We start from the raw sequence: 26530 nt of genomic DNA, 5'->3' as shown, positions 1-26530 counted from the left end.
CTGGCGGCCGGCGCCGCCCTGCTCGCCGCCCGCCGCCGGGAGCGCGCGGGCCGGTAGGCGCCGGCCAGGCGCACCGAGGGGCCCGGCGGCATCGCGCCGCCGGGCCCCCGCCAATCCCTTACCGCAGCTTGGCGCGGCGTTCCTTCCAGTCGGGCATGAAGTGATCCATGAGCGCGTGGAACCGCGGGCCGTGACCACGTTCCAGCAGATGGCACAGCTCGTGGACCACCACGTATTCCAGGCATTCGGGCGGGTACAGGGCCAGGCGCACATTGATGCAGATGCGGCCGGTGGCCGGCTGGCAGCTCCCCCAGCGGCTCTTCATGTTGCGGTAGGCGATCGTGCCTGCCTTCACGCCCATGATGGGCTCCCACGCCGCGATGAGCGGCGACACGCAAGCCGCGACGACCGCCTTCCAAGCGGCCACCTCCTCGGGTGTGGCCGCCGCGGCCTCGGCCCGGGGCGATGCGGCGATGGCCTGCTGCTGGCGCTCGATCCAGGCGCGTTTCTCCCGCACGAACCCCCGAATGGTAGAAAGCGGCAGCCGCAGCGGGGCCGACACCTCGATGCGCCCGTCGGGTGGCTTCACCCGCAGGTGCATGTTCTTGATGGCCTTGCGCGTGAGCACGATTTCCAGATCATCGATGGGAACGATCTCGGGCGGCATCGTCTTTGCAGGGCGTCTTCCTCGCGTTGCCATGGAATTCTTCGACTCGCTTCGCTCGCTCAGCACGACACCAGGGTCATCGGGCGGCGGCCATGGCCAGCTCGTAGGCGTCATTGCGGGCGATGCCGAACTCGGCGGCCAGACGGCGGGCGACCTCCTTGGTGCGCAGGCCCTCGGCGGCAAGCTCCACGGCGCGGGCCTCGGCGCTCGCGGCCGCCTCGGCGGCATCGGCTGCCGTCTCGTCCTCGCCCGGCGCATCGATCACAAGCGCGATCTCGCCGCGGATGCCGCCGGGCTCTTCGGCCCGGGCCCCAAACAACGCGCGCAGTTCCACCGCCGTGCCGCGGGCCACCTCCTCGTGCAACTTCGTGAGCTCGCGGCAGACGGCCACCTCGCGCCACGGCAACACCTCAGCAATAGCGGCAAGCGCCGTCACCAGGCGGTTCGGGCTCTCGTAGAACACGAGCGCCGCATCCAGCCCGCGCAGATCTTCCAACACCGTGCGCTGCTCACCCGCCTTGCGCGGGAAGAAGCCGCCGAAGTAGAAGCGGGGGCACACCGTGCCCGAGGCCACGTAGGCGCAGGCCGCCGCCGAAGCCCCCGGCAGCACCTCCGCGGGCACACCGGCCTCATGGGCCGCGGCCACCAGGCGCAGCCCCGGATCCGACACCCCGGGCATCCCGGCGTCCGAGCAGTAGGCCAGCACCTCTCCCGCTGCTACGCGCTCCATCACGGACGCCGCCTTCGCGCCGATCATCGCCTCGTCGAGCCGTTCCAAGGGCTTGCGAATATCGAAGTGCGCGAGCAGCTTCCCCGTCACCCGGGTGTCTTCCGCGCACACCATATCGGCCGTGCGCAGGGCCTCGAGCGAGCGCAGCGTCATATCCCCCAAGTTCCCAATGGGGGTCGGCACGATGATAAGTTTTCCCGCAATGCTGGCATTCATGGTTTCTCCCTGTGACTGCTCCGCACTATCCGACAACCTGCGTCCTCAAAGACGCCGCTGGGCATCGGTAAAAACCTTGCCGCGATCCCGCTGGCCGATGGCAAGAATGTCCACAATGCACACCTGGCCGTTGCGAATACGGTAGATCACGCGAAGGCCGTCAGCCCGGAACTTGAGCTCACGGCAGGAAGCAAGCGGACCAGACAGCTGTTTCCCTATCTCATCGGGCCGAACACGCAGCCGCGCCAGTCCCTTGTCGACCATATTCCGAACCGATCCGTCAAGCGCCGCATACTCACTCTGCGCACCACGCGTAAAGACAAGCTCGTATACGCTCATGCAAAGAGCTCCTCATCAGGCATGTCATCGGGGTCGATTTCGAGAAACGACCGGTAGCCATCTTCACCCAGCATTTCCTCGAAGGTAATCAGCGCGTCACGAGGATGCGCGTCCGCTTCGGCCAAGCGCTCGGCCGCCGTTGCATACAGCCTCTCGTGCCTTAACCGCTCGAGTTCCACAGCCATAGCTTCGAACTCATCGTAGTCGACAATAACCGTTTCAATGCTCGCATTGCGATCGGTGACAAAAAGGGGTTCCCGCCTTGCGCGACGCCGGCATTCACCGAAGTTTTTCGAAGCCTGAGTCGAGCTGATTACCTGCTCGCGGCTAAAAGTAAGTTTTCCATCAGCCACAACGACCATGATTCTGCTCCTTATACGCACTTAAAGCTACTTTTAATCCGTATAACTCTACGGATTATAGCATCACTCAGCGAGAGTCTCAATCTGCAGAATGGGCGCAGCACCGAAAGGATGCTGCGCCCATCGAGCGAATTTGAACCAAGGGCGGGGCTCACACGGATCGAAACGCCCTGCAGCCCCATCTCCGCGAAAAACCAGCCACTACCGCGCCACCTCGGTGGTCTCCACCTCCACGGCCTCGGCCACAGGCTCGGGATCCTCCGGCGCACCGTCGCGGGCCGCATCGCGGGCGGCGCGGGCCTCGGCCTCCTTCTCGGCCAAGTTCGCCTTCGCCACGGCGATCATGAGCTTGATGCGGTTGAGCTGGTTCACCTCACTTGCGCCGGGGTCGTAGTCCACGGCCACGATGTTGCTCTCGGGGTAGCGGCGGCGCAGCTCCTTGATGGTGGCCTTGCCCACCACGTGGTTCGGCAGGCACGCGAAGGGCTGGGTGCACACCACATTCGGGCAGCCGCTGCGGATGAGCTCCACCATCTCGGCGGTGAGCAGCCACCCCTCACCCATGGAGTTGCACAGAGACAGAATCTCCTCGGCATACTCGGCCAGCTCGTAGATGTCCGCCGGCGGATGGAAGCGGGCGCTCTTCTCCAGGGCATCGTTCACCGGCTTGCGCAGCTTCTTCACCGCGGCCAGGCCGATGCGGCTGCCCAGTGCGCTCTTCTTCGACTTGCCGATGGGCTGCTGGAAGATGCCGCCGGCGATGCCGAACAGGAAGAACTCGATGAGCCCGGGCACCACGGCCTCGCAGCCCTCGCGCTCGATGACGTCCACGATCTGGTTGTTGGCCGTGGGATGGAACTTCACGAGGATCTCCCCCACCACGCCCACGCGGGGCTTGGTGCCCTCGCCGGCCAGCGGCAGGGTGTCGAAATCCTCCACGATACGGCGCACCGTGCGGCGGAACTCTGACTGGCGCACGCCGCGCTGAAGCTGATGCTTGCAGGCGTCCATCCAATAGTCGAACAAGCGGTTGGCGCTGCTGGGCTCCACCTCGTAGGGGCGCGTGCGGTACAGGCACATCATGAGCAAGTCGCCGTACTGCAGCGCGTAGATGGCCTGGTAGAGCATCTTCGGCGTGATCTTGAAGCCGGGGTTGTCCTCGCCCAAGTCCTTGAACGAGATGGCGATGACGGGGATGTGCCCGAGGCCCACCGATTTCAGCGCCTTGCGGATGAGCGAGATGTAGTTGGTGGCGCGGCAGCCGCCGCCGGTCTGGGTGATGAGCACGGCCAGCTTGTTGGTGTCGTACTTGCCCGAGAGCACCGCCTCCATGATCTGGCCCGTGACCAGGATGGACGGGTAGCAGATGTCGTTGTTCACATACTTCAGGCCCGCGTCCACCGCGCCGTGGTCCACTGAGGGCAGCAACACCGCGTTGTAGCCGGCACGCTTGAAGATGGGCACCAAAAGCTCGAAATGGTAGGGGGCCATTTGGGGCGCTAAGATGGTGTAGCCCGCGTCGCGCATTTCCTCGGTGAACTGCACGCGCTCAAACTCGGTGGAGGCGCCCTCGCGTTGCTCCACCTCGGCGGCGGCCACCACGCCGTCGGCCTTCTCGGTGAACGACGCCGGCACGAGCTTGTCGAGGTTGTTCAAATCGATACAGGCCGCGGGGCAGCCCCGCTTCTCGGCGGCCGCGTCGGCCGCGGCCTCGGCCTCGCGGTCGGCCTGGTCCTTCAAAGCTGCGAGCAGGCTGCGCACGCGGATGCGGGCGGCGCCCAAGTTCGACACCTCGTCGATCTTCAGCACCGTGTACACCTTGCCGGCCGCCTCCAGCACCTCCTGCACCTGGTCGGTGGTCAGGGCGTCCAGGCCGCAGCCGAAGGAGTTCAGCTGGATGAGGTCCAGATCCTTGCGCTGGGTGACCACCTTGGCCGCCGCATAGAGGCGCGTGTGGTACATCCACTGGTCCACCACGCGGATGGGACGCTCCAGCTGGCCCAGATGCGCCACGGAATCTTCCGTGAGCACGGCCAGGCCGAAACTCGTGAGCAGCTCGGGGATGGCGTGGTTGATCTCCGGGTCCTGGTGGTAGGGGCGACCCGCCAGCACGATGCCGCGGGTGCCGGTCTCCTCCATCCAGGCCAGGGTTTCCACGCCCTTGCGCCGGATGTCGCGCTTGAAGGCCTCGTCCTCGGCCCAGGCAGCGTCCACGGCGTCATCGATCTGCTTCTGGGTGATGGGGAACTCGTGGGCCCCCACCTCATCGCGGAAGGTGCCGGTCAGCTCGGCGTACAAGCGCTCTTTCAGCTTGTCCTTGTCGTGGTAGGGCAGCCAGGGGGCGACGAAGGCCGCAGGCGCGTCCTGCAGCTCGTCGATGTTCAGGCGCAGCGCCTCGGGGTAGCTGGCCACGATGGGGCAGTTGAAATGGTTGCCCGCCGTCTCGTCCTCCTGGCGCTCCCACTTGGAGCAGGGCATCCAGATGAAGTCCACGGCGTCGTCGCCTTCCTTGGCCAGCAGATTCATGATATGGCCGTGGGAGAGCTTCGCCGGATAGCACACCGACTCCGACGGCATAGACTCGATGCCAGCCTCGTAGGTCTTCTTCGTGGAGGGGTCGGACAGCACCACCCGGTAGCCGAGCTTCGTGAAGAAGGTGAACCAGAAGGGGTAGTTCTCGTACAGGTTGAGGGCCCGCGGGATGCCCACGGTGCCGCAGGCGTCTTCTGCGGGGATGGGCTCGTAGGCGTCGAAGAGCCGTCGGGACTTCCACTCGAAGAGGTTCGGCACGTCGGATTTCTCGGTGCCGGTACCCAGGCTCTCGCCCTTCTCGCAGCGGTTGCCGGTGATGAAGCGCCGGCGGACGCCCGTGGCCGGATCGCGGCCGAAGTCGTTCACCGTGAGCAGGCAGGCGTTGGAGCAGCCCTTGCAGCGCACGGTCTTATGGGTGGGGGCCAGGGCCTCGATCTCGGCAAGGGACAACAGCCCGCTCGTGAACACCTTCGGGCCCACATCCGGCGACAGGGGCACGCCCTCGGTGTGGCGGCGCTTGTCCTCGTAGCGGTCGCGAGCCAGAAGCGCCGCGCCGAAGGCACCCATGTTGCCGGCGATGTCGGGGCGCACGGCGTTCACTTCCGACAGCTGCTCGAAGGCCCGCAGCACCGCGTCGTTCAAGAAGGTGCCGCCCTGGACGATGACCTGGGTGCCCACATCGTGCGGATCGCGAATCTTGATGACCTTGAACAGGGCGTTCTTGATGACGGAGATGGCCAGGCCCGCGGCGATGTCGCCCACGGTGGCCCCCTCCTTCTGGGCCTGCTTCACGCGGGAGTTCATGAACACGGTGCAGCGGCTGCCCAGATCCACGGGGTTCTCGGCGGAAATGGCCGTGGCGGCGAACTCGGCCACGTCCAGGTTCAACCCGCTCGCGAAGGACTCGATGAAGCTGCCGCAGCCCGAGGAACAGGCCTCGTTCAGCATGATGTGGTCGATGACACCGTCCTTCACGCGCAGGCACTTCATATCCTGGCCGCCGATGTCCAGGATGAACTCCACCCCGGGCAGCATCTCCTGGGCGCCGCGCAGATGGGCCACGGTCTCGATCTCGCCGGAATCGACCCGCAGGGCCTCCAGCAGAAGCCCCTCGCCGTAGCCGGTCACCGTGGCGTGGCCGATGGTCACAAGCGGCGCACCCGTGGCAGGATCGCTGGGCAGCGCCTGGTACAGCTCGGCCACGGCGGCCTTGGCGCACCCGAGCACATCGCCCTTGTTGGAGGCGTAGGTGGACCAGAGCAGCGCCCCGTCCTCGCCGATGAGCGCCGCCTTGAAGGTGGTGGAGCCGGCATCGATGCCGAGGAAGGCCACGCCGCGGTAGTCCGCAAGCGGCGCGCGGCGCACGCGCTCGCCATCGTGGCGGGCGCGAAACTCCGCCAGCTCCTCGTCGTTGGCGAACAGCGGGGCCAGGCGCACCACTTCGGAGCCCTGCATGTCGCCGAGCCCTTCCAGGCGCACGAGCACATCCGCGAGCTTCTCGGGGGCGGCCCCCTCGCCCACCCCGGCGATGGCGCAGCCCGCGGCCACGAACAGGTGGGCGTTCTCGGGCACGATGATGGCCTCATCGGTCAGCTCCAGCGTCTCGTAGAAGCGCTTGCGTAGCTCGGGCAGGTACTGCAAAGGACCGCCCAGGAAGGCCACGTTGCCGCGGATGGGCCGCCCGCAGGCGAGGCCCGAGATGGTCTGGGTGACCACCGACTGGAAGATGGAGGCGGCGATGTCCTCGCGCCGGGCCCCCTCGTTCAGCAGCGGCTGCACGTCGGTCTTGGCGAACACGCCGCAGCGGCTGGCGATGGGGTAGATGGTGCTGTGGTCGGCCGCCAGCTCGTTGAGGCCGCCGGCGTCGGTGTTCAGGAGCGCCGCCATCTGGTCGATGAAGGCCCCAGTGCCGCCGGCGCAGGTGCCGTTCATGCGCTGCTCGATACCATGGTCGAAGTAGATGATCTTCGCGTCCTCGCCGCCCAGCTCGATGGCCACGTCCGTGGCGGGGATGAAGGTCTCCACGGCCGTCTTGGACGCGATGACCTCCTGGACGAAGGCGACGCCCAGCCATTGGGACAACAGCAGGCCGCCCGAGCCGGTGATGGCGATGGTCATGGCCTCGGCGGGGTACGCCTCGGCCGCCTCGCGCAGCACCTCGATGATGGTGGCGCGCACATCGGCGTGGTGGCGGCGGTACACTGCCCAGAGGATGTTGTGGTCGTTGTCCAGCACCGCGAGCTTCACCGTGGTGGAGCCCACGTCGATGCCGATATGGTAGGGACACGCCTTGGCCGCGGCGCGGGCGGCGGCGCCGGCCTCGGCGGCATTGGCCCGGGCCTCTTCTGCCGTCGTCACGCGCGGGGCGCAGGAGGCGCAGCCCGGCGCGGGCTCTGCGGCGGCGCCGGCGGGCGCCTTCTCGGACGTGGAGGCCTCGGTGATGATCTCGGTGTACTTGCTCTTTTTCATGGAAGTTTCCTCGCTTCTGGGGCCTACAGCTCGATAGGCTCGCCGGGCGTGATGAATAGAAGGCGCATGGCGATGCGGGCCATTTCCTCGGGAGTCTCAGGGCAGCCGTTCTCGACCCATCGGGCGATGATTCCCAAGTAGGCCGAGGCGTAGAAGGCCACGTAGTAGCACACGAAGGGGGTGGGGTTCGTGCGGTACTTCTCGTGCAAGATGTTCTGTACGAGGTTCTCGCACACCGCCTCGCGCAGCCGCGGCCCGAAGCGCACATCGCCCCCGGAGCCGAGCACCGCCCGCAAAAAATCGCTTTCCCCACGCAGGTACTCGAACAGGTCCACGAGCACCGGCACCGGGCGGCCGGCCACCCGGAAGGCCAGCATGTCGCCGAGGGTGACGCTCTGCATCCGAGCCTGCAGCAGGGCAACTTCGGCCAGCACTTCGTTCTCCAGCGCAGTCAGCAGGTTTTCCTTATCGTGGAAATGGTTGTAGAAGGTACCTCGGTTCAGATCGGCCCGCTCGCACAGGTCGTTCACCGTGATGGCGTCCAGTCCCCGCTCCTCGATGAGCGCGATAAGCGCCCCGCGCAGGGCCCGCTTCGAGCGGGTGATGCGCCGATCCTCGCCCGGAGCGGGCGGAGCCAGCGATTCGGCGGGCAGCACTTCCAGTACGGTAGTACCCACGTTCCCTCATTTCAACAGGATGAACAATAATGAACAGTGTGTCCATTAACGGGCATTGTACCGACTGAAGCGCCTTGACGCAACGTCTAAACACCCGCAAAGGAACCCTGTTTTCCCTCTGCGGCGCCCTTGCGTTTCGTTCAGCAAGATAGGGATTCCGTCAAAAAGAGCCCGCGAAGGCCGCTTTCCTGGTATCTTGAAGTATCGCACTCAACCTTTACGGCCCAGTAAGGAGGCAGGCGCGCGGCGCCGAACCCTATGGCACATAGACCTGGAAAACACTCCGCCCCGCTGCCCTCCGGCAACCGCCGGCGTGGGGCCCATTCCGCCGACCTCTCCGCCTACAGCCGCTCCTCTTCCAGCGGCTATGGGAGCAGCGCCGGCCGCAGCCGGACCCGATCAGCCTTCGACGGCACCGGCTTTTCCGCCACCCCGAGCCCCGTGGCCCCCGAAAGCCATTCTCGCAGCTTCGCGGCCAGCGACAGCCTGGCCCGGGCCAAGGCGGCCCGCAAGAAGAGCCGCGGCAAGAAAATCGCCCTGGGCATCGTGGGAGCCTTGGCCGTGGCGCTCATCGGTGCCGGCGCCGCGGCGGCCCTCTACCTGAACGGCATCAACAGCACTATCCAATCCATGGACGAGACCGAGAAGATGGAGTTGAAGGAGCAGCTGGCAGCCCCAAAGGCCACGGACGGCTCTTACTATGTGGGCATTTTCGGCAGCGATGCGCGCAAGGGCGAAACCGCCAGCCGCTCGGACGTGACCATGCTCGCCCGCATCGATCCGAACACGGGCGTGGTGGACCTCGTGTCGGTGCCCCGCGACACCATGATCGAGATCGAGGGCCACGGCACCCAGAAGATCAACGCCGCCTACGCCTTCGGGGGCCCCTCCGAGGCGGTGAAAACGCTGTCCACCTTCGCCGGTGTGCCCATTACCCACTACGTGGAGGTGCACTTCGAGGAGCTGAAGGATGTGGTGAACGAGCTGGGTGGCATCGAGGTGAACGTGCCCGAGGGCTTCTATTCCGACACGAGCGGGCTGACCATAGAGGCCGGCGAGCAGACCCTGAACGGCGACGAGGCCCTGGCCTTCGCCCGCGAGCGCCATGCGGTCTCCGGCGGCGACTTCTCCCGCGCCCAGGCCCAGCGCATGATCATCGAGGCCATCGTGAAGAAGGTGCTCGACGCCTCCCCCACCGAGATTCCCGGCATGGTGGAATCCCTCGCCCGGTGCGTGACCACCGACTACTCCGTGAGCGACCTGGTGAATCTGGCCCTCACCTTCAAGGACAAGGGTATGACCATGTACTCGGCGGCCTGCCCCAGCTACACCCTGAACCAGGACGGCATCAGCTACGTGGGCACCCAATACAAGGAGTGGCAGGACATGATGCGCCGTGTGGACGCGGGCCTCGATCCGGCCGAGACCGATATTGAGATCCCCGAGCCCCAGGCCAGCGACACCGAGCTGGGCGCCGCCACCAACGCCCGCAGTCCCCAGGACTACGAGGGACTGCTCGAAGGCGCCCTGACCACCGACGACGTGAAGGCCGCCGAGTAGCGTCGTCGGCCGCTGGACGCCCCACTGCCCGAAAGCCCAAGCGCCCCGGACGGCTCTCCGCGAACCGCCCGGGGCGCTCTGCTCCGCACCTGCACCACCGAGGGGGACAGCTCCCTATTCCCCCTCCCCTGCGCGGGCGCGCTGGATAAGGCGGCGCAGCGTGCCGATGTTGAGCGCCCCGTGCACCACCAGAAGGGCGAGGAGCACCTTGGCGGAGGCGGCGTGCAGCGGCCCCCAGAAGTAGTACCCCTCGGCATACAGGCCGAGCGCCGGCAGCACCGCGCCCGACTCCATGAGGCCCGAGAGCACCGCAACCACCACGGCGACCACGAGCGCTGCATCCAGCAGGACGCGACCCATGGCGCGCAGGGATCGGCGGCCGGACAGGAGGCGCCCGACGAAATCGATGTGCTGGGCGCTGTGGACGAGCAGGGCGAGCCCCACGCCGAGTCCCAGCCACTCGTGCAGCCCGATCCCCGTCAGCGCCGGCAACGACACCACGAGGTACAGGGCCAGCGCCAGGGCATCCACAATGAGCATTCTCATGACCTGCCCACCTTTCCCACGATGCCGATAAGCGCCACCACAAGGGCCACCGGCATGAGAATCCACAAGTTCAGACTCGCATCCGATGCCTGGTGATAGCGCGACGAGAGCGACTCCCAGCCATGGCATTCCACTGATGCGCACGAGGCCTCCGGGCAGGTCATCTCGTGCACGCCGTCGGGCTCGGGCACATCGTCGAAGCCGTGGCACACCCCCGAGGCGCACCCTGCCACGGGACAGGGCGACTCGGCTGTGACGGGCCGCACGCTCAGCGCATCGGGCCTCGCGAGAGCCACTGCGCCGATAACGCACGCGCCTGCCAGCAGAAACACCGCCACCGTTGCAACGATCTTCCTCATAGGGCTCCTTCCTCCCTTGAAAGAAAAGGGCCGCCCGCCCCACGGCAGACGACCCGCATACCGGAGATACGGGCCGAATCCGGTGAATCCGGTCCGTACCCGAGAGGGCGCTACTTCTCGGTGGGTCGCAGGGGAAGGAACTTCAGGCCCAGGAAGAAGATGAGGAACCCGAGGGCCACCACCCCCAGCGTCACGCCGAACTCCAGCGGCGTGGGCCAATAGACGAGGTTCGCGTAGGCATCCGCGAGCGTGCCGTCGGCATAGGTGACGCTCATGGAGTTCATCGCGAAGGGCAGATCGAGGTTGGTGATCTGGAAACCGCCCACCAGCAGCTGCACGCGCTTGCAGAAGATGCCCGCGATGGCCAGCAAGGAGGCCGCCACCAAAAGCCCGTTGCGGCGCAGGGCCGGGGTCAGGCAGATGACGGCGCACGCGGCGCACCCGATGATCTCGAACCAGAAGTAGGGCGCCAGGGGGCCTTGGGTCAGCAGGGCCACCACTTCAGCGCCGGCACCGCCCGGGAAACCCTCGGTGAGCAGATCGCAGCCGAAGAAGTACAGGTCCACCAGCACGAAGGCGCCGAGGAGCTTGGCCAGGCGCACCACGTTGCCCTGTTCCACCTCCAGGTAGCCCGCACGGCGCAGCCCGATGACCACGGCCATCACGAGCGCTGTGCCGCACACCAGGGCCGAGGACACGAACCAGGGGGCCAGAAGGGCGGTGTGCCACATCTCATGCCCCTGCTGCAGGCCGAAGATCCAGGCGGTCACCGAGTGCACGAGCACGGCAGTGACGAGCGCGATCACCGAGACGATGCGCAGCGCCACGGCGCTGACCTTGCCGCGCTCGGCCTGGATCTGCGCCCACAGGTACACGCACGACAGGATGAGGTAGGTGGCCAAAACGATGATGTCCCACATGAGCGGGCTGCCCAGATTGGAGTACACGAACAGCTCCCACACGCGGAAGGGCTGGCCCATATCCACTACCACAAGACCGATGGCGACCACCGTGCAGGCGATGGACGAGAACACGGCCACCTTCGAGATGCCGCCAAAGCCGCGGATGCCGAGGGCCTTGGGCACCGACGAGATGATGAGGCCGCCGGCCGACAGGCCCACGAAGAACATGAAACCGGTGATGTAGAGGCCCCAGGAATCAAGGTTGCGCATGGCGGTCTGCACCATGCCGCCCGATAGCTGCATCGCCCACAGCGCCAGCCCGGCCAGCACCGCCACGGCGCTCACGCCGATGGCCACGTTCAACGCCGGGCTCTTCACCGCAGCCGTCGAGCGCTCGGCAGCATGATCCCGCCCACGGGGCGCCGAGAAATCGAGGTCGTCGTTGGCGAGGGCGCCGCCCTGCATATACTCAGACATAGTTCAACTCCTTTCCCATTACTGGAGGAAGTACACGGACGGTTCCGTCTCGCGATCCTCCAAAAGACGCATGGCCGGCCGCTCCCTCAGCTTGCGCGACACCTCGGAGTCGGGGTCGCTCGCGTCGCCGAAGATGCGAGCCCGGGCCGAGCACACCTCGACGCACGCCGGCGCCAGGCCCTTCGCCAGCCGATGCCAGCAGAAGGTGCACTTCTCCACCACGTGCTTCTGGTGGGGTGCCACATCCTGATCGCCCACGGGGAAGTCGAGATGGTAGGCCGGCTCCTCCCAATTGAAGGAGCGCACGCCGTTATAGGGGCAGGCCGACATGCACATGCGGCAGCCGATGCACTTGTCATAATCCTGGCGCACCACGCCGGTCTCGGGATCCTTGTAGGTGGCGCCCACGGGACACACCTTCACGCAGGCCGGGTTCTCGCAGTGCTGGCAGGCCACGGTCACGTTGTACATTTCCAGATTGGGATAGGTGCCGCTCGGGGCATCCAGATGCGGGCCGCCGACCGTCATCACGCGGTTCCACCACACATCCTTGGGCAGATTGTTCTCCACCTTACAGGCGACGGCGCAGGAGTTGCAGGCGATGCACCGCTTGGTGTCCACCAGCATAACCAGTTTGCTCTCAGCCATGGCTATTCCTCATTCCAGACACGCACTTCGACGAGGTTGTCGAAATAGCTCTCGTTTACACCGACGGGATCGTACTCGCTCGTCAGAAGCTCGGACCAGCAACCCGCCTTGTGCTGGTGCTGCTGCCAGCTCTTGGGGTACACCATGCACCCCGGGCGAATGCCCTCGTTGAACACCGCCCGGGCCACGCAATGGCCGCGATCGTTGTACACCTCGACGTAATCGCCGTCGGCGATGCCGCGGGCCTCGGCATCGGCCGGGTTCATCTTGATCGTGGGCTCTGGATCCAGCTCGCGCAGGTAGCCGTTGTCCGACCACATAGAATGCACGCGGAAGCGCGGGCGCTCGGACAGCAGGATGAGCTTGTACTTGTCCCAGGTGGGGCTGCCCTCGTAAGCCTCGGTGGGATTGAAGTAGCGGGGCAGGTGCTCGCGGTCTTCATCGAACTCCTGGCCCACGTCGAACTGCACGGTGGGGTTCTCCACGTAAAACTCCATGCGGCCCGACTCGGTGCGGAACTCGGCGTTCTTCCAGGGAATCCAGGGCTTTTCCGCATACCAGTACATGTCCTCGTTCTCCTTGATGGCATCGTAGGTGATGCCGAGAGCACCCAGGGCCGGCGTATCCACCACCTGGGACATGTACTCATCCTCGGTCAGATCGATGAGGTCCGGGTATCCCATGCCCGCCGCCAGAAGCTTCAGGATCTCGAAGTCGCTCTTGGATTCGTAGAGCGGGTCGATGGCCTTCTCGCTGTGGAGGAAGCACTGGGTGGCGGAGATGGGCACCAGCTCCTGCTGCTCGAACCAATGGGAGGCCGGCAGCACGATGTCGGCGTACTTCACCGTATCGGTGAAGGTGTAGTCGGCTACCACGTACAGATCCATGTTGCCGATGACGTCGTTGATGTACTCGTTGGTGTTCACCTGGTTGGACACGGGATTGCCAGCATACACGTACAGAGAGCGGATGGGGTAATCCTCGCCCTTCCACTTGTCGGTGCGCATGATCTCCGGCAGCGCGAGCGCCGAGATCATGGGATACTTCGCTGCCGTCATGCCCTTCACCACGGCATTGATGCCCCAGCAGGCCTTGAAGTCACCGACGCCGGTGCCGGCGCCCGGATAGCCGATCTGACCCGTGAGCGCCGCCATGGTGATGTTGGCATGGGCCGCATGCACGCCGTTGGTGTAGGAATTGGAGCCCCAGCCCAAACGATGGGTGCAGGGGCCGTCCAGGGCCAGATGGGCCAGCTCCACGATGGTCTCGGCGGGAACGTCGCAGATGTCCTGGGCCTTCTCCGGCGCGTACTCCATGATGTCCTCTACGAGCAGGTCGTAGGCCGTGCGGCAGGAAACGCCGTTGAAGTCGTAGGTACCGTTCAGCTGCGGGTCGACGGCCTCCGGCAGGCTCTTCACCGCGCCATCGGCATCGAGCACCGCCGGGTGATCGATGATTTTCTGAACGGTCTTCGCCTTTCCCACCTGGGCGCCCTTGTTCTCGCTGGAAGCGGCCGACACGGCACCTGCCTCCACCTCGATCACCTCAGGCTCCACGCCCAAATCGCTCATGCGCAGGAACTTGCCGGTATCGCTGCGCACGAGGAACGGCGCGCAGGTGGAGTCGCGCAGGAAGGGCTTGTTCACCGCGTCCTCGGTTACCATGACGTGCATCATGGACAGTGCCAGGGCGGCATCGGTGGCGGGCTTCACTGGAACCCACATGTCGGCGCGAGCGGCCAGTTGGGTCATGATGGGATCGATGACCACCAGCTTGGTGCCGGCATCCTGGGCATCGGCCACAAAATGCCAGTCGTGAATCTGGGCGTCAGTGATGTTGGCGCCCCACACGAACAGCGTCTTCGCGTTCTTGAAGTCGGAAGGGTCGTTGAGCACCCAATCGCCCAGATTGCCCACCACGCGGTTGATGCCGCGGGTGTTGGCTTGGTCGCGAGCAATCTTGATCATGCTCGCGTTGATCTTGTTGAAGAAGACGTTGTACATGGGCGAGGCCACGCCGCTGATAGCGCCCAAGTTGCCCGAACCGCGCGTGTAGGCGATGGCCTGCTCGCCGTATTCCGCTTGGATGCGCTTCCATTCGTCGGTGATTTCCTTGATGGCCTCTTCCCAGGTAATGCGCTCCCACTCGCCGGAGCCGCGCTCGCCTACGCGGCGCATGGGATACTGGATGCGGTTGGGCCCGTACACGTTGTAGACCTGGCTCAGACCCCGCAGGCAGATACGATCGACGCGGCCGTCGGGGAACGAGTTGAAGGAGCGCTTGGATGTCTTGACGATCTTACCGTCGACGACATGCAAGTTCAGCTTGCAAGTGCCGGAGCAGTTACCGCGGCACACGCCGCAGAAAATCTGCTCGCCGTCGCCCTCAGTCTGCCCCGCCTCGTAGGCCACCGCCTGGGCCACACCGCTCGTCGCAAGCAGCCCCGCGCTCCCGGCAGCGGCGGCTGCTGCCACAGCACCGGTTGATTTGAGAAAGCTTCGGCGCGTGAGCCCGCTGGCAGCACGATATGCCTCTGTCATCTTTCCTCCTCATGTAATTCGGGGGCGTGCTTCCCATGCCGCCATCTCCTTGGCGCCGCCAGGAGCAGACTCCCCTTCCTGCAGAACCGGACCTGACACGCCCGGCCCCTTCTCCCGGAACCGGACCTGACACGGCCAGTTCCTTCTCCATAAGAATTGGCCAAATTCCCATGGCGCCATATTATCACAATGTATTGCGACAATAAAGACATTGTCGCAATTTTTTGTGACAATGAGTGACAACAAGCGAAGGTGGATCCGAGAGAGCAGCATGGGCGCGGAGAACGGTGCGCGCGAGGAAGAGAGGCTCGACGATGAGGCGCTGCGGTGAGAGTTGCTGGAAAGAGAACGCGCCCCAAAGCATGGCAAGGGGCGGAATGGGCCCAGGCAGGGCAGAGCGGGGAGGCGGAACGGCGCAGCGCGGGGAAGGCGGATGGACGGCCCCGCATAGGGCAGCGCGGGGAAGGCGGAGCGGAGCGGCGCGGGGAGAGACGGGCGGACGGCCCCACGTGGAGTAGAGCGGGGCAGAAGAGAGTGGAATTCTCCCCTTCCACGTCGATTGAAAGCACCAGATTCGCTATTTTTGGCACAGGCTCTCTCGTTTCTGCCAAAAACAGTGTGTTTGGTGTCGTGGAACTTCGCTTGGCTTAGTTGCGACCTGGGATTTTGTCGAACACAAATGCCAAACCCACGTTTTTCGGTAGGGAAAATGACACCAAACGGCCCGTTTTTGACGGGAAACTTTCTACGCCTGCCAAAAACGGGGGGTTTGGCACCGGTGGCGGGCAGGAGCGGGTCGGCCACCAACTTTCTATGCCTGCCAAAAACGGGGGGGGTTGGCGCCGCAGGCCACCGCGAACGCGGCCGACGCTCCCCTCTTCTTCGCAGGGCGGCCACCGAGCGTGGCCGACCTAGCGCATAAGGTCGCGGTGGGCCAGGCGGGCCTCCACCATGGCCACGATGTCATCATCGGCAAGGCCGGCGTTCGCGCAGACGCGGATCATGTCGTCGATTACGAGCTCGATGGGAGAATCCGATGCGGTGCGCGCCCCCAGGTCGTGGCGCTCGGCCACAAACGTGCCCCGGCCCTTGCGGGTGGAGATGTAGCCCTCGCGCTCCAAGTCCATGTAGGCCCGGTTCACCGTGTTGTAGCTGATGTCCAGATCCACCGCCAGCGCCCGCACCGTGGGCAGGCGGTCGCCGGGCCCGTAGGCACCGGAGCCGATGAGGTAGGCAATGCGGTTCTTGATCTGGATCCAGACGGGCAGGCCGGACGTATGGTCGAGGGCAAAGGTTTCGAGGGCGCTCATGGTTTCTCTTTCATTGGGAGGTACGGCAGTATCCTATCAGACTCTGGCACTCTCGCGGCAAACCCCTTCCGCAAAACCATCGCTCACGGCCGTGGGCACGGTCACCACCGCACTGCCCGATTCCTTCACGGTCTCGTACTGCATGAGCATAGTGCGCAGCTTCAGGGCCGCTTCCGGATCACCATAGACCTGGGCCGCCTCGGTGAGCATCTCAGCCAGATCGGCTTCGGCACTGGCTACGGTCATGCGAGCGTTGCGCTCGCGGTCGGCCTGGGCCTCCAGGGACATGACGTTCTGCAGGTCGGGAGGAATGACGATGTCGCGCACTTTTACCGAGATGATGTCCACGCCCCAGCTGGCCGCTTCCTTCTCGATGTCGGCCTTGATCTCGGTGTCCAGCTGATCGCGGCGCAAGGCCACCTCGGCCACAGTGGAGCGGCCCACGGCCTCGCGCAGGGACGTCTGGGCGAGGTACGAGATGGCCGCGTAGTAGTCTTCCACCTCCACGCAGGCCTTCTCGGCATCCCACACCACCCAGAACAGCACCGCGTCGATGTTCACGGGCACGAGGTCGGCCGTGAGCGTGCGCTCGGCGCGGAAGGGGGTAGCGATGGTGCGCTGATCCACGCGGATGGTACCGTACTCCAGAATGGGGATAGTGCCGTAGAAGCCGGGCCCCACCACGCGGTGCAGCTTGCCGAGGCGCAGCACCACCACCTTCTCCCATCCCAGGGCGATGTGCAAAGACGAGGTGGCCACGAGCCCCAGGGCCAGCGCACCTAGAATACACGCGAGGGAAACGCGCGCCTCCAAGGCAATACCGCAGGCGAGCACCGCCGCACCGGCAGCCAGAAATACCGCGACGCTGAACACGAGCGCCCCGTTGCGCGACGATTTGCGCGGCACATAGGACGTGGCGGCAAGCATCTCGGCCTCGTTGTCGCTCCAAGGACCGCAGGCAGCCTCCCGCTCGGTGCGCATGGTCCTCTTGCTTCTCGTACTGCCGAACATCGTCTATCCCTTCCTCTCAATCCGTTCCGAAATTGCGTACTCCCCCCCCCTGCAGCTCAACCCGGCATAGCGGCAGCCAGCTGGAATGCGAGCTCGGGCGTTTGGGAAATATCGAAGGCAGCCAGCCCGACCACGCCCGCGCGCAGCGCCGCGGCGCCCATCAGGATGCAGAAGGCGATCCAAAGGCCCTTCACGCGGCCATCGCCCATCGGATAGCCCCATTCCAAGACGAAAGGAGCGGCCAGGCCGCCGAGAACCAGCACCACCCAGAACAGCACAGCTCCGTCGCCGGCGATAAGGGCCGAGGCGCCGGCCCTCATCGCCCCGTCGGCCAGCTGACCCCCGACGAACAGCGCCAGCAGCGCCGCCTCGGCGAGGATGATGACGCGATCGGCACACCCCAGCCGTCGCAGCGCCGAGCCGAAGGGCAGGCGCGAGTCGACGAGGGACGCCGCGACGAACACCACGGCCGCACCGCACGAGAGACTCGACAGCAGGAACAGGATCGGCAAGACCCCCGTGCGGTAGGCGAGCACCGAGGGAAGCGAGCCCAAGAGCACGCCCGTGTACGCCGCCGCGACAAACCCGGTCGCAACGGCGAAGATCGCGGCCGCGAGCACCGGGGCCGGGCGCAGGCGCGCCCCCAGCCCGTTCGACGCCGCCGCGAAGAACGCAGCCGCGACGCTCGATGCCAGCAGGGCCCAGGCGCCCACCGTGACCACCGAGAAGCGCGGCGCGAGCCACAAGGCCGCCGCGCGCTCGGGACGGCCGGCGTCGGCCAGCAGGCAGAGCGAGCCGGCGCCCAGCAGAATCAGGCACAGCACCCAGCCGCGCGACAGGAGCTCATGGGGAACCCGCAGGCGCCGCGCCCAGCGGGACGAGCACGCCCGCATCACTCCTGAGGCGCGCCCGCTCGGCAGTGCGCCGTAGCGGCCGATGTTGGCGCATTCCAGAACGCCCAAGACCACACACGCGCCCGCACCCGCTCCGCCGAAGAACAGGTAGGCCACGGCAAGCTCGCTGAACAACCCTCTCCCCCGCCTTCCCGCGCTCTGCGCATGGACGCGAATGTCATTGCCGCCAGTGTATCCCCTCTATCACTTTATCGCAAGCCATTACGATAATCCTCTTCCCAAACGAGAGGGCTGCACCCAGCATGCGAAGCCGGCGGGCGCCTATGACGGGCACAGGGCGCCTTCCCCGCTTCGCGCATCGGCACGCCCCGCGACCGTCTTGGAAGTTGCGGCGATGCCGAGGGCGGCTGAGCCCTAGCCGGCCGCGCCTTCCAGGAAGTCCACGACACCGCAGTGGGTGTGGTAGACGGCGCAGCGGATTTCCAGGCCCTCCTCGGCGGCCAGGCGGGCAAGCTCGGGGCTCGCCTCCAGCTCGGCCACAGCCGCCCGGGCGTTCACCACGCTGGCCGCATAAGGGTCGCGCACGTCGCCCAAAGCCTCGGAGATGCGCTCGGTGATGGCCGCAACGTAGCCGCGCTCGCCGTCGAGGGCCGCCTTGATGGCGCCGCAGTGGGTGTGCCCTAGCACCAGCAGCAGCCGCGTGTGCAAATGCTCGCAGGCGTACACGGCGCTGGCCAGCTCCACCGGCCCCACCACGTTGCCGGCCACGCGGATGACGAACAACTCGCCTAAGCCCGTCATGAAGATGTGCTCGGGCACCACGCGCGAGTCGGCGCAGGTGATGATGCAGGCGAAGGGACGCTGCCCGTTCTCGAACAGGTCCTGGATGCGCTCAGGCGACAGATCGCGCTCGTGGTCGAGGGCCGCCACGTAGATGCGGTTGCCGTCGCGCAGCCGCCGCAACGCCTCGTGCGCCCCTACGTGGGCATCGACATCGTAGTCGTCGGCCGTATAGGCCATGGCCGTCATCGCCTCACGCTCGTCCGCCATCATTGCCTCCTCGTTCTCATTCATTGCCGTTCCTCTTTTGCTGCTGGGTCTTCTTGTCGCATTCCATCATGGCCCGAAAGGGCGCTGCAGAAAAGAATGCATCTACCAGCGGGCCGAGAAGACAGCCGACTCGCTTGCCGCCGACGCGCCCCTCGCGCGCCTCCAAAAGCCGAAGCTCCGACGCGATAAGGCGGCCCGTCAGCAGAAGACGGCCAGACTGGACAGATGCGCCAGAAACGCCTCGTCCCACAGGCTCAACGAGCGATCGCACCGGTAGGCAATGGAAAATCCCCAGGAAGCGTCTTCAATGGGCACGCCCACAAAACCCTCGTGAGGAAAGGAACCCACATGGGAACGCACGGTTATAGCGAGCGCCCTGCGCTCAAGAGCTCGCTCAAGGACCTCGATCATCTGATCGGCATAAAAGATGCGGCAATCCGGCGCCTCGGTGCGAAGACGCTCCACAACGGGCGCAAGAGACACATACTCATCGGGAGAGAGGCAGGCCACCTCGCACCCTGCCGCATCGGCCAGGCGCGGCGTCTTTCGCTGAGCCAAGGCGTGCGCGGCGTCGACCCAGAAGAACATCGAGTCTCGATGCAGAGGAACACTGGCAATGCGCTCATTTTGGATAGGGTCATTCAACAGCGCGAAGTCACACGCCTTCTCTAAAAGCATAGCCTCGCAATCGCCATCGAGCACCGCCCGCAATATCTCCACCGAGGCCCCGAAGGCGTTCTCTTCATCGAAGGCGCAGATATCCTCCCGCGTGATCACGTTGAATAGTCCCGTCGAAGCAGCGAGCGTCACCGAACGCTCCTCGCGGCGGCGTAACAACTCGATCTCCTCGCTCATGGCTTTCTGACGATCGAGAAACGCACGGCTGAAGGCGCAGAAGACCTCCCCGTACTCTGTTAGCCGCACCCCCTTGTGATCCGCTTCGAACAGGGGCACGTTAAGCGAGCGCTCCAAGCGTTCGATAGCGCTTGCGAGCCCCTGCTTGGTGATGAATAGCTCTCGAGCCGCACGCGCATAACTACCCGTATCGGCAAGTTTCGCCACATAGGCGAACACCCTCGTATCCATACAGCCCCCGCCCCTTCATTGCAGACCATTCAAGCATAGTCCCTCGGACCGCAGCCACGCAAGTACGCACCTTGTTGAAAGAGGGCAACAATTCGCTGATTCCCGAATTCCTCGTTTCCACGCCACAATAGCGCCACCAGTAAACCGCAGACGACTCGGAGCCCCACGCACCGAGCGCCTCATAGCCTACGGAGGAGGACCATGAGTATCTCTCGTCGAAACTTCTTGAAGCTCGGTGCCGCCGGAACCGCCGCGGCCGGCCTGGCCGGGCTAGCCGGCTGCGCCCCGAGCGCCCCCGCGCCTTCCAACGAATTGCCGGCCACCGGCACCGACGACTGGCTCGGAACCGCTCCGGCCCTCTCGCCCGACGATTGCACCCAAACCATCGAGTGCGAGGTGCTCGTCGTGGGGTCGGCGCTGGCCGGCTCCATGGCCGCCTATGGAGCAATGCGCAACGGAGCCGCCGTCACGGTCATCGAGCGCAACGCATCGCCCCACATCGGCGGCATGACCATTTCCTTCCTCAATGCGCAAACCCAGCTGGAGGCAGGCCTGCCGAAGTACGATCCCGTGGAGACGGCAAACGCCATGTTCAACCTCACTCAGTACCGTTCCGACATGCGCCTGAATGCCTTGTGGTGCGAGCGCTCCGGCGAGGTGCTGGACAATCTGCGGACCGACTTCCTAGAGCCCTATCAGCAGTACTACGCGCCCATCAGCCTCGAGGGCATCTTCCCCGATCCCAGTCAGGAGATTACGTCCTACATCAGCACCGGCGTAGCCTTCTCGGAAACGGATATCCTCACCGATTTCACCCACAACATCCATCAGTTCCTGGAAGACAAAGGCGTGGAAACCTACTACCGCACCAAAGCCGAAGTGCTCGTGCAGGATGAGTCCGGTCGCGTCACCGGCGTTGTGGCCACTAACGAGAACGGCGAGCCCGTCTATTTCAAGGCCGCCAAGGGTGTCATCATGTGCACTGGTTCCTTCGGCGGCAACGAGGCCATGATGCGCCGTTTCTATCCCGAGCACTTCGCCGAGTGGGCGCTGGCCAACAACGCCTATGAGGCCTACATGGGGGAGGATCCGGTGACCGATACCGAGATGGATGACGGACTGGGCCATCGCATGCTGTGCTGGGCCGGCGCCGAGATGGAAGAGATCTGCTCCTGGGCCTCCTGGCAGACCACCGGCTGGCGCTCGTTCCCCTACCTGTTGGTAAACTCCAAAGGCGAGCGCTTCATGAACGAGTGCACCTCGCTCCTCACTTCAGCCCACATCGTCGCCGACCAGCCGGGCCACGACGGCGTCATATGGCAGATCATCCCCACCAACGACTTCGAGATGCCCTCGTCTTTCGGCTACGACCGCGCGATGGCCGCCGAGATGTTCAAGATCGAGGAAAACGAGCACTACGAGGCAGATTCCATCGCCGAGCTGGCCGAGATGATCGGGCTCGACCCCGACACGCTCACCGCCACCGTCGAGCGCTACAACGAGCTGTGCAGCGCGGGCGCCGATACCGACTATATGAAGGCGGCCCGCTATCTGGACCCCATCGACGACGGCCCCTTCCAGGCGTGGAAGATGCAGTACCTGTTCTATTGCACCCTCTCCGGCGTACGCTGCAACGACAAGCTGCAGGTGCTCGATGCCAACCACGACCCCATCCCCGGCCTGTACGCTGGCGGCAACACCGTGGGCTATCGCTTCGGCGCCAGCTACGAATCGCTGCTCCACGGCGGCTCCAACGGCCTGGCCGCCACCCACGGCTACCTGGCCGGCGAGGCGGCCGCGCTGTCGTAAAAGCCTGGGGAAGCCCACTTACCGTCCTCCCCATCGGGGCCCCGCGCGGGCCCCGATTGCTTTCGGGGAAGAACCATCCCGCTTCGGCTGTCGTGCTTTGCCGTGTGGCCGCCAGGCGAATATCCCGATCGGCGCAATAGGCCACAACCCCCCTCTCGCTCAATGGCGGCGGGATTGGCGCCGCTTATCTCATCGGCGGTGACCAGCGCTATCTCCCGGCCCGTCTTTCGCCCGACCGCCTTTTGGAACCGCGCCATGTTACGCGCCCAGCCGGTCGATCTGGTCGCGAGCGAAGCGCTCTATGTCCGCCAATTTGGAAAGCGGACGGTTCAGGCCATTCTCCATGTCGGCAACGATGCCGGGCATCGACTGCAATGCACCCTCGCACACCTCGTCGATCAGGCGCACCATGACCTTCTTGGAAAGCGCCAGCTCCTCGCCAAGCATGAGAAAATCATCACGTTCCACTTCGTCGATCTTGTTCGTACGCCCAACGCGCATCGCCATGGAACGGTCGAGGCCCTGATAGACTACCGTGGAAGCCACGTCATAGACAGGCGCGAGCTCAAACGCACGCCAATCGGCGCCCCGCAGCGCAGTGATGTTCTTGAGATGCCCATCGCAGTTGCCTACGACGGCGTTGAACACGAGCAACTTCGCGAACGCTTGCAGATCCCTCACGGGGTCAGTCGAACGCGCGGCTATCTCGTCGCTTACGCGCTTGGCGTAGCGAACGCTCCCCGTTTCGTATTTGCGCTCGGGCAAGAGCCCCAGTATCTGGCAGAAATCCTCCTGATGCATCCGCACCACGCGATGAAAATCGGCGTCAGCGCGCTTATCGCCCCCGGACAGCACCTTTCGATCGAATCGCTCGATAACGAAAAGCGGCTGCCCCTCGATAACGTCAATGAACGAATCAGGGACGTCGAGCCCGACCGATTCAGCCACGCGCAGGCAGAAATGCTCGTTCTCACTCAATTGCTCGAAACGCCGACTCGACGCCTTTACGATATGCGTCGAAGGAGCGCTCCCGCGGGGCAGCGCATAGCGGGCTACGCCGTTTTCCCGCTCAAGATACAGGCCCATCTTCGACTGGGCGCCGGCAAGAGACAGCTTTGCCTCCTCTTGCAGCTGAGCCACTCCCTCAGCTCCTTCGCGAAAGGCAGTTCCTACGGTTTCGCGCGAGAGCGGCTCGTAGCCGTAATCCGCCTCCGATTCTTTGCCGTCCTCTCGCTCCAGCACCACGGCGCCGATACACTCTCTACCCAGCGCGGCGAGCACCTTGAGGTACGACGAGCTTTTCACTTCCAGCTTCTTCGCCACCGCCGCCAAAGCAGCACCTTCGGGCAGAAGGTTCCTAAAAAATGGACGCACCTTCCGTGCAGGATAAGGCTCCTCTTGGAACGGAAGCGCCACTGACAGCGGCGCCGCAAGATACCGTTCGGAAAATGCAGAGTCGTAGGAGAACTGCTCCTCGCGTCCGGGAACCGTTTCAAGTGTGCCGACGCGGCGGCGATCCCCCTCGATTTCCCCGAATACCGCCATACGCATGGGCTACCCCCGTTCCTGGAAATTGAGGTCGAGGCCCACGCGGTTGGCGACGCGAATAGCCTTTTCCAACTGTGCCGTCGGCTTGCCGCCCTCAAGCTGCGAGACGAACATGATGCCCACATCGCAGACCTCCGCCAGCTCGGTTTGAGTGTACCCGAGCTTCTTCCTGCGATCCCGTATCGCTTGCCCGAACTCTTTTGCATTGCGGATAGTCATAGCGCACCCCATCGTCGGAAATTATTGCGAACGGGATAATACCAGAATTTCCTCTCGAAATTATCGCGAACGGAATAATTTGACCACGATGTACATGAATTATTGCGATCGTGATAATTGCTCGGTATAAACGTACGTTGAAATTTCATGGCAAGATCCTAGGATTTCAACGCACGCTGAAAAGCGGGGGCTACGCTGCTACCGAGTGCAACAAGTCGGCGGCGTCCACGCCGTAGAGCTTTGCTAGAGCGAGCAGATTGTGGGTAGAGGGGTCGCTCGCGCCCTTCTCCCATTTGGAAACCGCTTGGCGACTGACACCGAGGGACTGAGCCACGAACTCCTGGGTCATACCGCAGCGCTGCCGCTCTTCAGCGAGCACCTCGCCAAGGGAGCGGTTCGTCGCGCGCTCGCGCTCACGTTGCGGCTTCGAGCGCAGATACTTCACAACGACAGCCACAATGACGAGAAAGGCCGCTCTTCCCATCAGTCGGCGGACACCGTCTGCGTGCTCGGGCGCCCGAGACGCTTTCCCGTTTGCTACACTGTGCGAATACGGAAAGGCTACGGCGCGAGGAGCGCCGTGGAACACAGGCGCGGCGGCCCGAACGCAGGCCGCAATCGCGGGCGAGGAACACGAGGAGCCACTATGCAGATCACCCCTGCTGAAGTTGCCGAGACACTGGCCATGGTGTCCAAGCAGAACCTGGACATCCGCACTATCACGCTGGGCATCAACCTACGCGGCTGTGTGGATGCCGATGTGGACGCGCTGGCCCGCAAGGTCTACGACCGCATGACCACCGCCGCCGAGCATTTGGTGCCCACAGCCGAGCAGCTCGAGCGCGAGTTCGGCATTCCCATCGTGAACAAGCGCATCTCGGTCACGCCCATCGCCGAGATCTGCGCCGCCGTGACCGCCGACGATCTTTCCCCCATCGCCGTGGCCATGGACCGCGCCGGGGCCGAGGTGGGCGTCGATTTCGTCGGCGGCTTCTCAGCGCTCGTGCACAAGGGCGCCACCCGAGCCGATCACAAGCTCATGAACTCCATTCCCGAAGCGCTGGCCGCCACCGACCGCGTGTGCGCCAGCGTGAACGTGGGCAGCACCCGGGCCGGCATCAACATGGACGCCGCTTATCTGATGGCCGGCATCGTGAAACGGGCCGCCGAGCTGACCGCCGATCGGCAGTGCATCGGCGCCGGCAAGCTCGTAGTGTTCTGCAACGCCGTGGAGGACAACCCCTTCATGGCCGGCGCCTTCCACGGATCCGGCGAGGCCGACGAAGTGGTGAACGTGGGCGTATCGGGCCCGGGCGTGGTGCGGGCGGTGCTGGCCGACCTGCCGAAGGAGGCCGACCTTACCACCGTGGCCGAGGCCATCAAGGCCACGGCCTTCAAGATCACCCGCGCCGGCGAGCTCATGGCCCGCGAGGCGAGCCGCCGCCTCGGCGTGCAGCAGGGCATCCTGGACCTGTCGCTCGCGCCCACGCCCGCCGAGGGCGATTCCGTGGCCGAAATTCTGGAGGCCATCGGCGTGGGCCAGTGCGGCGGCCCCGGCACCACGGCGGCGCTGGCCATGCTCAACGACGCCGTGAAGAAGGGTGGCGTCATGGCGTCGTCTTCCGTGGGCGGCCTGTCGGGCGCCTTCATTCCCGTGTCCGAGGACGCCGGCATGATCCGCGCTGCCGAGGACGGGGCGCTTTCCATCGAGAAGCTGGAGGCCATGACGTGTGTGTGCTCCGTGGGCCTGGACATGATCGCCGTGCCGGGAGACACCACCCAGGAAGCCATCTTCGGCATCATCGCGGATGAGTGCGCCATCGGCATGATCAACAACAAGACCACGGCCGTGCGCCTCATTCCCGCCATCGGCAAGCAGGTGGGCGACCGGCTGGACTTCGGCGGTCTTCTGGGCTATGCCCCGGTCATGCCCGTGAACCCTTATGCCGGTACCGTGTTCGCCCACCGCGGCGGACGCATGCCCGCACCTTTGAACTCGCTGAAGAACTAGGGGCGCTCCTTTCGTCTCCCCGGCTTCCCAGCCTGCGGCTCTGATGCTCGCAAGCCCGAGAAATCCTACAGCGCCTCATCAGCAGCCCGTCCTCCCCTTCGGAGAGCGGGCCGCTTCCTATACTGGGTGTATCCGGCAATCGCGAAGGAGCGCAGAAGGAGCACCCATGATCAAGACGTTCAAGATGAAGCTCTACCCCGGCATGGAAGAGGAATACGAGCGCCGCCACAACGAGCTGTGGCCCGAGATGGTGGATATGATCCACGCCCACGGGGGCCGCAACTACACCATCGCGCTGGACCCGGACACGCTCACGCTGTTCGGCTACATCGAGATCGACGACCCTGAGCGGTGGGCCGCCGGGGCCGACACGGCCATCAACCGCAAATGGTGGGACTTCATGGCCGACATCATGGAGACCAACGAGGGCAACTCTCCCGTCTCGGTTGACCTGCCCGTGCTGTTCCACCTGGATTAGTCGGCCCGGGCCAGATGGAGGCCCGCGCCTCCCAGTCCGGGCCTCCGATTGCAGAGCCACCAGAATAGGGAAGAACACCCCACTGAAAAGGCCCAGGGCCCGCACCATCGCACCGGTGCGGGCCCTGGGC

The 26530-nt window shown here is 64.9% G+C and carries 23 protein-coding genes; 4 read left to right on the top strand and 19 right to left on the bottom strand.

Annotated elements, in window-relative coordinates; translation table 11 throughout:
* Nucleotides 1-118 precede the first annotated feature (118 nt).
* The 6 genes from F8D48_RS07700 to F8D48_RS07675 all read right to left on the bottom strand — a co-directional run bounded on the left by F8D48_RS07700 (nucleotide 119) and on the right by F8D48_RS07675 (nucleotide 7992).
* Nucleotides 119-700 carry a M48 family metallopeptidase gene (locus tag F8D48_RS07700; RefSeq protein WP_151430949.1) on the bottom strand — a complete coding sequence of 194 codons (582 nt, stop codon included), beginning with the start codon at nucleotides 698-700 and terminating at the stop codon, nucleotides 119-121.
* A gap of 43 nt (nucleotides 701-743) precedes the next feature.
* Entirely contained in the window at nucleotides 744-1601 is an 858-nt protein-coding gene (gene rsmI, locus F8D48_RS07695) for a 16S rRNA (cytidine(1402)-2'-O)-methyltransferase (RefSeq protein ID WP_151430955.1), read from the bottom strand.
* Between the two features lie 57 nt (nucleotides 1602-1658).
* Nucleotides 1659-1952: a type II toxin-antitoxin system RelE family toxin gene (locus F8D48_RS07690; RefSeq protein ID WP_016310666.1), complete on the bottom strand. Its 294-nt coding sequence runs from the start codon at nucleotides 1950-1952 to the stop codon at nucleotides 1659-1661.
* Complete coding sequence (locus F8D48_RS07685) at nucleotides 1949-2314, bottom strand: type II toxin-antitoxin system Phd/YefM family antitoxin (protein ID WP_016310665.1); 366 nt, start codon at nucleotides 2312-2314, stop codon at nucleotides 1949-1951. The genes F8D48_RS07690 and F8D48_RS07685 overlap by 4 nt, the downstream gene beginning before the upstream one ends.
* Before the next feature lie 201 nt (nucleotides 2315-2515).
* Nucleotides 2516-7315 carry a 2-hydroxyacyl-CoA dehydratase gene (locus tag F8D48_RS07680; protein ID WP_240806274.1) on the bottom strand — a complete coding sequence of 1600 codons (4800 nt, stop codon included), beginning with the start codon at nucleotides 7313-7315 and terminating at the stop codon, nucleotides 2516-2518.
* A gap of 23 nt (nucleotides 7316-7338) precedes the next feature.
* Nucleotides 7339-7992, bottom strand: a complete 654-nt coding sequence (locus F8D48_RS07675) for a TetR/AcrR family transcriptional regulator (protein ID WP_151430947.1) — start codon at nucleotides 7990-7992, stop codon at nucleotides 7339-7341.
* Between the two features lie 258 nt (nucleotides 7993-8250).
* Here F8D48_RS07675 and F8D48_RS07670 point away from each other — a divergent pair, with 258 nt between their 5' ends.
* Nucleotides 8251-9552 carry an LCP family protein gene (locus F8D48_RS07670; RefSeq protein ID WP_151430945.1) on the top strand — a complete coding sequence of 434 codons (1302 nt, stop codon included), beginning with the start codon at nucleotides 8251-8253 and terminating at the stop codon, nucleotides 9550-9552.
* 114 nt (nucleotides 9553-9666) lie between these two features.
* On the opposite strand, the gene F8D48_RS07665 is transcribed toward F8D48_RS07670, so the two are convergent.
* The 10 genes from F8D48_RS07665 to F8D48_RS07620 all read right to left on the bottom strand — a co-directional run bounded on the left by F8D48_RS07665 (nucleotide 9667) and on the right by F8D48_RS07620 (nucleotide 20335).
* Complete coding sequence (locus tag F8D48_RS07665; protein WP_151430943.1) at nucleotides 9667-10098, bottom strand: DUF4405 domain-containing protein; 432 nt, start codon at nucleotides 10096-10098, stop codon at nucleotides 9667-9669.
* Nucleotides 10095-10457 (bottom strand): hypothetical protein, encoded by a 363-nt coding sequence (locus tag F8D48_RS07660; RefSeq protein WP_151430941.1) that lies wholly within the window; start codon nucleotides 10455-10457, stop codon nucleotides 10095-10097. Before F8D48_RS07660 ends, F8D48_RS07665 begins: the two co-directional genes overlap by 4 nt.
* A 110-nt stretch (nucleotides 10458-10567) precedes the next feature.
* Nucleotides 10568-11836: an NrfD/PsrC family molybdoenzyme membrane anchor subunit gene (gene nrfD, locus F8D48_RS07655; RefSeq protein WP_240806273.1), complete on the bottom strand. Its 1269-nt coding sequence runs from the start codon at nucleotides 11834-11836 to the stop codon at nucleotides 10568-10570.
* Between the two features lie 18 nt (nucleotides 11837-11854).
* Nucleotides 11855-12484 carry a 4Fe-4S dicluster domain-containing protein gene (locus F8D48_RS07650; protein WP_151430939.1) on the bottom strand — a complete coding sequence of 210 codons (630 nt, stop codon included), beginning with the start codon at nucleotides 12482-12484 and terminating at the stop codon, nucleotides 11855-11857.
* Between the two features lie 2 nt (nucleotides 12485-12486).
* Nucleotides 12487-15024, bottom strand: coding sequence for a molybdopterin-containing oxidoreductase family protein (locus F8D48_RS07645; RefSeq protein WP_151430937.1), 2538 nt, complete (start codon nucleotides 15022-15024; stop codon nucleotides 12487-12489).
* 911 nt (nucleotides 15025-15935) lie between these two features.
* The gene (locus F8D48_RS07640; protein WP_016310655.1) at nucleotides 15936-16334 is read right to left on the bottom strand and encodes a GntR family transcriptional regulator; all 399 of its coding nucleotides are present in this window, start codon (nucleotides 16332-16334) and stop codon (nucleotides 15936-15938) included.
* Nucleotides 16335-16370: 36 nt separating this feature from the next.
* Nucleotides 16371-17315: a slipin family protein gene (locus tag F8D48_RS07635; RefSeq protein WP_151430935.1), complete on the bottom strand. Its 945-nt coding sequence runs from the start codon at nucleotides 17313-17315 to the stop codon at nucleotides 16371-16373.
* 86 nt (nucleotides 17316-17401) lie between these two features.
* On the bottom strand, nucleotides 17402-18373 hold the full coding sequence (gene nrfD / locus F8D48_RS07630) for an NrfD/PsrC family molybdoenzyme membrane anchor subunit (RefSeq protein ID WP_170272773.1): 972 nt from the start codon (nucleotides 18371-18373) through the stop codon (nucleotides 17402-17404).
* Between the two features lie 240 nt (nucleotides 18374-18613).
* Entirely contained in the window at nucleotides 18614-19273 is a 660-nt protein-coding gene (locus F8D48_RS07625; RefSeq protein WP_151430931.1) for a carbonic anhydrase, read from the bottom strand.
* A gap of 174 nt (nucleotides 19274-19447) precedes the next feature.
* Nucleotides 19448-20335, bottom strand: a complete 888-nt coding sequence (locus F8D48_RS07620) for a LysR family transcriptional regulator (RefSeq protein ID WP_151430929.1) — start codon at nucleotides 20333-20335, stop codon at nucleotides 19448-19450.
* A 201-nt stretch (nucleotides 20336-20536) separates the two neighbouring features.
* On the opposite strand from F8D48_RS07620, the gene F8D48_RS07615 reads away from it, so the two are divergent.
* Nucleotides 20537-22144, top strand: a complete 1608-nt coding sequence (locus F8D48_RS07615) for an FAD-dependent oxidoreductase (protein ID WP_151430927.1) — start codon at nucleotides 20537-20539, stop codon at nucleotides 22142-22144.
* Nucleotides 22145-22402: 258 nt separating this feature from the next.
* On the opposite strand, the gene F8D48_RS07610 is transcribed toward F8D48_RS07615, so the two are convergent.
* The 3 genes from F8D48_RS07610 to F8D48_RS07600 form a co-directional block, all read right to left on the bottom strand.
* The gene (locus F8D48_RS07610) at nucleotides 22403-23695 is read right to left on the bottom strand and encodes a HipA domain-containing protein (protein ID WP_151430925.1); all 1293 of its coding nucleotides are present in this window, start codon (nucleotides 23693-23695) and stop codon (nucleotides 22403-22405) included.
* Nucleotides 23696-23698: 3 nt separating this feature from the next.
* On the bottom strand, nucleotides 23699-23911 hold the full coding sequence (locus F8D48_RS07605) for a helix-turn-helix domain-containing protein (protein WP_151430923.1): 213 nt from the start codon (nucleotides 23909-23911) through the stop codon (nucleotides 23699-23701).
* Nucleotides 23912-24101: 190 nt separating this feature from the next.
* Nucleotides 24102-24395 carry a helix-turn-helix transcriptional regulator gene (locus tag F8D48_RS07600; RefSeq protein WP_151430921.1) on the bottom strand — a complete coding sequence of 98 codons (294 nt, stop codon included), beginning with the start codon at nucleotides 24393-24395 and terminating at the stop codon, nucleotides 24102-24104.
* 162 nt (nucleotides 24396-24557) lie between these two features.
* On the opposite strand from F8D48_RS07600, the gene F8D48_RS07595 reads away from it, so the two are divergent.
* Nucleotides 24558-25922, top strand: coding sequence for a PFL family protein (locus F8D48_RS07595; RefSeq protein WP_151430919.1), 1365 nt, complete (start codon nucleotides 24558-24560; stop codon nucleotides 25920-25922).
* Between the two features lie 166 nt (nucleotides 25923-26088).
* Complete coding sequence (gene rhaM / locus F8D48_RS07590; RefSeq protein ID WP_151430918.1) at nucleotides 26089-26400, top strand: L-rhamnose mutarotase; 312 nt, start codon at nucleotides 26089-26091, stop codon at nucleotides 26398-26400.
* Nucleotides 26401-26530: the final 130 nt, after the last annotated feature.

The sequence above is a fragment of the Adlercreutzia muris genome (genome assembly GCF_008831045.1).
Lineage (GTDB): Bacteria > Actinomycetota > Coriobacteriia > Coriobacteriales > Eggerthellaceae > Adlercreutzia > Adlercreutzia muris.
This window is presented reverse-complemented; position numbering and strand designations above follow the sequence as displayed.

Bases quoted from the DNA above. Each gene is read 5' to 3' on its own strand.
- F8D48_RS07650 (WP_151430939.1), bottom strand. From the start codon at position 12,484: ATGGCTGAGAGCAAACTGGTTATGCTGGTGGACACCAAGCGGTGCATC.
- F8D48_RS07670 (WP_151430945.1), top strand. From the start codon at position 8,251: ATGGCACATAGACCTGGAAAACACTCCGCCCCGCTGCCCTCCGGCAAC.
- F8D48_RS07665 (WP_151430943.1), bottom strand. From the start codon at position 10,098: ATGAGAATGCTCATTGTGGATGCCCTGGCGCTGGCCCTGTACCTCGTG.
- F8D48_RS07600 (WP_151430921.1), bottom strand. From the start codon at position 24,395: ATGGGAAGAGCGGCCTTTCTCGTCATTGTGGCTGTCGTTGTGAAGTAT.
- rhaM (WP_151430918.1), top strand. From the start codon at position 26,089: ATGATCAAGACGTTCAAGATGAAGCTCTACCCCGGCATGGAAGAGGAA.
- F8D48_RS07660 (WP_151430941.1), bottom strand. From the start codon at position 10,457: ATGAGGAAGATCGTTGCAACGGTGGCGGTGTTTCTGCTGGCAGGCGCG.
- F8D48_RS07700 (WP_151430949.1), bottom strand. From the start codon at position 700: ATGGCAACGCGAGGAAGACGCCCTGCAAAGACGATGCCGCCCGAGATC.
- nrfD (WP_240806273.1), bottom strand. From the start codon at position 11,836: ATGTCTGAGTATATGCAGGGCGGCGCCCTCGCCAACGACGACCTCGAT.
- F8D48_RS07610 (WP_151430925.1), bottom strand. From the start codon at position 23,695: ATGCGTATGGCGGTATTCGGGGAAATCGAGGGGGATCGCCGCCGCGTC.
- F8D48_RS07640 (WP_016310655.1), bottom strand. From the start codon at position 16,334: ATGAGCGCCCTCGAAACCTTTGCCCTCGACCATACGTCCGGCCTGCCC.
- F8D48_RS07620 (WP_151430929.1), bottom strand. From the start codon at position 20,335: ATGGATACGAGGGTGTTCGCCTATGTGGCGAAACTTGCCGATACGGGT.
- F8D48_RS07645 (WP_151430937.1), bottom strand. From the start codon at position 15,024: ATGACAGAGGCATATCGTGCTGCCAGCGGGCTCACGCGCCGAAGCTTT.
- F8D48_RS07690 (WP_016310666.1), bottom strand. From the start codon at position 1,952: ATGAGCGTATACGAGCTTGTCTTTACGCGTGGTGCGCAGAGTGAGTAT.
- F8D48_RS07595 (WP_151430919.1), top strand. From the start codon at position 24,558: ATGCAGATCACCCCTGCTGAAGTTGCCGAGACACTGGCCATGGTGTCC.
- F8D48_RS07680 (WP_240806274.1), bottom strand. From the start codon at position 7,315: ATGAAAAAGAGCAAGTACACCGAGATCATCACCGAGGCCTCCACGTCC.
- F8D48_RS07615 (WP_151430927.1), top strand. From the start codon at position 20,537: ATGAGTATCTCTCGTCGAAACTTCTTGAAGCTCGGTGCCGCCGGAACC.
- F8D48_RS07625 (WP_151430931.1), bottom strand. From the start codon at position 19,273: ATGAATGAGAACGAGGAGGCAATGATGGCGGACGAGCGTGAGGCGATG.
- F8D48_RS07635 (WP_151430935.1), bottom strand. From the start codon at position 17,315: ATGCGCACCGAGCGGGAGGCTGCCTGCGGTCCTTGGAGCGACAACGAG.
- F8D48_RS07605 (WP_151430923.1), bottom strand. From the start codon at position 23,911: ATGACTATCCGCAATGCAAAAGAGTTCGGGCAAGCGATACGGGATCGC.
- F8D48_RS07685 (WP_016310665.1), bottom strand. From the start codon at position 2,314: ATGGTCGTTGTGGCTGATGGAAAACTTACTTTTAGCCGCGAGCAGGTA.